The following is a 5,000-nucleotide window of genomic DNA, read 5'->3' as shown; positions in this document are numbered from 1 at the left end:
TGTTCCTCCACATCTCTACGCATTTCACCGCTACACGTGGAATTCCACTCTTCTCTTCTGCACTCAAGTTCCCCAGTTTCCAATGACCCTCCCCGGTTGAGCCGGGGGCTTTCACATCAGACTTAAGGAACCGCCTGCGCGCGCTTTACGCCCAATAATTCCGGACAACGCTTGCCACCTACGTATTACCGCGGCTGCTGGCACGTAGTTAGCCGTGGCTTTCTGGTTAGGTACCGTCAAGGTACCGGCAGTTACTCCGGTACTTGTTCTTCCCTAACAACAGAGTTTTACGATCCGAAAACCTTCATCACTCACGCGGCGTTGCTCCGTCAGACTTTCGTCCATTGCGGAAGATTCCCTACTGCTGCCTCCCGTAGGAGTCTGGGCCGTGTCTCAGTCCCAGTGTGGCCGATCACCCTCTCAGGTCGGCTACGCATCGTTGCCTTGGTGAGCCGTTACCTCACCAACTAGCTAATGCGCCGCGGGCCCATCTGTAAGTGATAGCCGAAACCATCTTTCAGCTTTCCCTCATGTGAGAAAAAGAATTATCCGGTATTAGCCCCGGTTTCCCGGAGTTATCCCAGTCTTACAGGCAGGTTGCCCACGTGTTACTCACCCGTCCGCCGCTGACTTCAGGGAGCAAGCTCCCATCTGTCCGCTCGACTTGCATGTATTAGGCACGCCGCCAGCGTTCGTCCTGAGCCAGGATCAAACTCTCCATATAAGAGTTGATTAAGCTCATAAGTTGTCTTTTCAAAAAAGACTAATGATTTAACGTTGACGTTTTTGTTCGTTCAGTTTTCAAAGATCAATCCATCGCTCAAAGGCGACTTTATTATCTTATCAGATTCAATTATCTGAGTCAATAACTTTTTTAAAGTTTTTTTGGTGGAGCCTAGCGGGATCGAACCGCTGACCTCCTGCGTGCAAAGCAGGCGCTCTCCCAGCTGAGCTAAGGCCCCATTATTAATGGTCGGGAAGACAGGATTCGAACCTGCGACCCCTTGGTCCCAAACCAAGTGCTCTACCAAGCTGAGCTACTCCCCGTAATATGGCGCGCCCGAGAGGAGTCGAACCCCTAACCTTTTGATCCGTAGTCAAACGCTCTATCCAATTGAGCTACGGGCGCAATATGAAATTAAAATGGTGCCGAGGACCGGAATCGAACCGGTACGGTAGTCACCTACCGCAGGATTTTAAGTCCTGTGCGTCTGCCAGTTCCGCCACCCCGGCATAAAAATGGAGCGGAAGACGGGATTCGAACCCGCGACCCCCACCTTGGCAAGGTGATGTTCTACCACTGAACTACTTCCGCTTAAAATGGTGCGGGTGAAGGGAGTCGAACCCCCACGCCTTGCGGCGCCAGATCCTAAGTCTGGTGCGTCTGCCAATTCCGCCACACCCGCAATATGAAATTAAAAATGGTGAGCCATGAAGGACTCGAACCTTCGACCCTCTGATTAAAAGTCAGATGCTCTACCGACTGAGCTAATGGCTCATACTTTTATGAGACTTCCTAAAGCCTGAATGGCTTTATTTTCTAAAAGAATAGAAGTGGTGCCGGTGAGAGGACTTGAACCCCCAACCTACTGATTACAAGTCAGTTGCTCTACCAATTGAGCTACGCCGGCAAATATGGTGGAGGATGACGGGATCGAACCGCCGACCCTCTGCTTGTAAGGCAGATGCTCTCCCAGCTGAGCTAATCCTCCATAATATACGCCCGGCAGCGTCCTACTCTCACAGGGGGACAGCCCCCAACTACCATCGGCGCTGAGAAGCTTAACTTCCGTGTTCGGTATGGGAACGGGTGTGACCTTCTCGCTATCGCCACCGGACTATGTAATTGAAGAAACTTCGTTCCCTCAAAACTAGATAATGTATGAAGAAGCATTTGCCGAGTATTCACCAATGTGGTTAAGTCCTCGATCGATTAGTATCAGTCAGCTCCACATGTCGCCACGCTTCCACCTCTGACCTATCAACCTGATCATCTTTCAGGGATCTTACTAGCTTGACGCTATGGGAAATCTCATCTCGAGGGGGGCTTCATGCTTAGATGCTTTCAGCACTTATCCCTTCCGCACATAGCTACCCAGCGATGCCTTTGGCAAGACAACTGGTACACCAGCGGTGCGTCCATCCCGGTCCTCTCGTACTAAGGACAGCTCCTCTCAAATTTCCTGCGCCCACGACGGATAGGGACCGAACTGTCTCACGACGTTCTGAACCCAGCTCGCGTACCGCTTTAATGGGCGAACAGCCCAACCCTTGGGACCGACTACAGCCCCAGGATGCGATGAGCCGACATCGAGGTGCCAAACCTCCCCGTCGATGTGGACTCTTGGGGGAGATAAGCCTGTTATCCCCGGGGTAGCTTTTATCCGTTGAGCGATGGCCCTTCCATGCGGAACCACCGGATCACTAAGCCCGACTTTCGTCCCTGCTCGACTTGTAGGTCTCGCAGTCAAGCTCCCTTGTGCCTTTACACTCTGCGAATGATTTCCAACCATTCTGAGGGAACCTTTGGGCGCCTCCGTTACTTTTTAGGAGGCGACCGCCCCAGTCAAACTGCCCACCTGACACTGTCTCCCGCCCCGATAAGGGGCGCGGGTTAGAATTTCAATACAGCCAGGGTAGTATCCCACCGACGCCTCCACCGAAGCTAGCGCTCCGGCTTCTCAGGCTCCTACCTATCCTGTACAAGCTGTACCAAAATTCAATATCAGGCTACAGTAAAGCTCCACGGGGTCTTTCCGTCCTGTCGCGGGTAACCTGCATCTTCACAGGTACTATAATTTCACCGAGTCTCTCGTTGAGACAGTGCCCAGATCGTTACGCCTTTCGTGCGGGTCGGAACTTACCCGACAAGGAATTTCGCTACCTTAGGACCGTTATAGTTACGGCCGCCGTTTACTGGGGCTTCGATTCAAAGCTTCGCTTGCGCTAACCTCTCCTCTTAACCTTCCAGCACCGGGCAGGCGTCAGCCCCTATACTTCGCCTTGCGGCTTCGCAGAGACCTGTGTTTTTGCTAAACAGTCGCCTGGGCCTATTCACTGCGGCTCATCAGGGCTATTCACCCTAATGAGCACCCCTTCTCCCGAAGTTACGGGGTCATTTTGCCGAGTTCCTTAACGAGAGTTCTCTCGCTCACCTTAGGATTCTCTCCTCGCCTACCTGTGTCGGTTTGCGGTACGGGCACCTTTTCCCTCGCTAGAGGCTTTTCTTGGCAGTGTGGAATCAGGAACTTCGGTACTAAATTTCCCTCGCCGTCACAGCTCAGCCTATGTGGTAACGGGATTTGCCTCGTTACCGGCCTAACTGCTTGGACGCGCTAATCCAGCAGCGCGCTTACCCTATCCTCCTGCGTCCCCCCATTGCTCAAACGGTAAAGAGGTGGTACAGGAATATCAACCTGTTGTCCATCGCCTACGCTTTTCAGCCTCGGCTTAGGTCCCGACTAACCCTGAGCGGACGAGCCTTCCTCAGGAAACCTTAGGCATTCGGTGGATGGGATTCTCACCCATCTTTCGCTACTCATACCGGCATTCTCACTTCTAAGCGCTCCACGGGTCCTTGCGATCCCGCTTCAACGCCCTTAGAACGCTCTCCTACCACTGACATCGTAAGATGTCAATCCACAGCTTCGGTGATACGTTTAGCCCCGGTACATTTTCGGCGCGGAGTCACTCGACCAGTGAGCTATTACGCACTCTTTAAATGGTGGCTGCTTCTAAGCCAACATCCTGGTTGTCTAAGCAACTCCACATCCTTTTCCACTTAACGTATACTTTGGGACCTTAGCTGGTGGTCTGGGCTGTTTCCCTCTTGACTACGGATCTTATCACTCGCAGTCTGACTCCCATGGATAAGTCTTTGGCATTCGGAGTTTGTCTGAATTCGGTAACCCGATGGGGGCCCCTAGTCCAAACAGTGCTCTACCTCCAAGACTCTTACTACATGAGGCTAGCCCTAAAGCTATTTCGGAGAGAACCAGCTATCTCCAAGTTCGATTGGAATTTCTCCGCTACCCACACCTCATCCCCGCACTTTTCAACGTGCGTGGGTTCGGGCCTCCATCCAGTGTTACCTGGACTTCACCCTGGACATGGGTAGATCACCTGGTTTCGGGTCTACGACCACATACTCATTCGCCCTATTCAGACTCGCTTTCGCTGCGGCTCCGTCTCATCAACTTAACCTCGCATGTAATCGTAACTCGCCGGTTCATTCTACAAAAGGCACGCTATCACCCATTAACGGGCTCTAACTACTTGTAGGCACACGGTTTCAGGATCTCTTTCACTCCCCTTCCGGGGTGCTTTTCACCTTTCCCTCACGGTACTGGTTCACTATCGGTCACTAGGGAGTATTTAGCCTTGGGAGATGGTCCTCCCTGCTTCCGACGGGATTTCTCGTGTCCCGCCGTACTCAGGATCCACTCTGGAGGGAACGAAGTTTCAACTACAGGGCTTTTACCTTCTCTGGCCGGCCTTTCCAGACCTGTTCATTTACCTCGTTCCTTTGTAACTCCGTATAGAGTGTCCTACAACCCCAGGAGGCAAGCCTCCTGGTTTGGGCTAATCCCGTTTCGCTCGCCGCTACTCAGGGAATCGCGTTTGCTTTCTCTTCCTCCGGGTACTTAGATGTTTCAGTTCCCCGGGTCTGCCTTCCATACCCTATGTATTCAGGTAAAGATCCTATCCCATTACGGATAGGGGGTTTCCCCATTCGGAAATCTCCGGATCAAAGCTTACTTACAGCTCCCCGAAGCATATCGGTGTTAGTACCGTCCTTCATCGGCTCCTAGTGCCAAGGCATTCACCGTGCGCCCTTTCTAACTTAACCGTATTTGACAGGTTCATCGAAGATGAACAAGATCAAAGGTTTTTTACTCTATTTAACATAGAGAGAATTCACTAAAATGGCGATTACTCGGTTATTGCTTCTTCATAATCATTATCTAGTTTTCAAAGAACGAATCTTTCATTGAGAGATT

9 tRNA genes and 3 rRNA genes (1 of these 12 running past the window's edge) are annotated in these 5,000 nt (G+C 51.8%); all 12 read right to left on the bottom strand.

The window, feature by feature from the left end:
* Positions 1 to 724, bottom strand: a 16S ribosomal RNA gene (locus tag ACR42H_RS00540); it reaches 826 nt to the left of the window's first position.
* A 162-nt stretch (positions 725 to 886) separates the two neighbouring features.
* A tRNA-Ala gene (locus tag ACR42H_RS00535) sits at positions 887 to 962 on the bottom strand.
* Positions 963 to 970: 8 nt separating this feature from the next.
* Positions 971 to 1,047, bottom strand: a tRNA-Pro gene (locus ACR42H_RS00530).
* A gap of 5 nt (positions 1,048 to 1,052) precedes the next feature.
* Positions 1,053 to 1,129, bottom strand: a tRNA-Arg gene (locus ACR42H_RS00525).
* A 15-nt stretch (positions 1,130 to 1,144) separates the two neighbouring features.
* Positions 1,145 to 1,233, bottom strand: a tRNA-Leu gene (locus ACR42H_RS00520).
* A 7-nt stretch (positions 1,234 to 1,240) separates the two neighbouring features.
* Positions 1,241 to 1,315, bottom strand: a tRNA-Gly gene (locus tag ACR42H_RS00515).
* Between the two features lie 6 nt (positions 1,316 to 1,321).
* Positions 1,322 to 1,406: transfer RNA gene (locus ACR42H_RS00510), tRNA-Leu, on the bottom strand.
* Positions 1,407 to 1,422: 16 nt separating this feature from the next.
* Positions 1,423 to 1,498: transfer RNA gene (locus tag ACR42H_RS00505), tRNA-Lys, on the bottom strand.
* Between the two features lie 57 nt (positions 1,499 to 1,555).
* Positions 1,556 to 1,631, bottom strand: a tRNA-Thr gene (locus ACR42H_RS00500).
* Between the two features lie 5 nt (positions 1,632 to 1,636).
* A tRNA-Val gene (locus tag ACR42H_RS00495) sits at positions 1,637 to 1,712 on the bottom strand.
* Positions 1,713 to 1,721: 9 nt separating this feature from the next.
* Positions 1,722 to 1,838: ribosomal RNA gene (gene rrf, locus ACR42H_RS00490) — 5S ribosomal RNA — on the bottom strand.
* Between the two features lie 75 nt (positions 1,839 to 1,913).
* Positions 1,914 to 4,849: ribosomal RNA gene (locus ACR42H_RS00485) — 23S ribosomal RNA — on the bottom strand.
* Positions 4,850 to 5,000: the final 151 nt, after the last annotated feature.

Origin of the sequence: Cytobacillus sp. BC1816 (assembly GCF_051353635.1) — a bacterium.
Lineage (GTDB): Bacteria > Bacillota > Bacilli > Bacillales > Cytobacillaceae > Cytobacillus > Cytobacillus oceanisediminis_C.
This window is presented reverse-complemented; position numbering and strand designations above follow the sequence as displayed.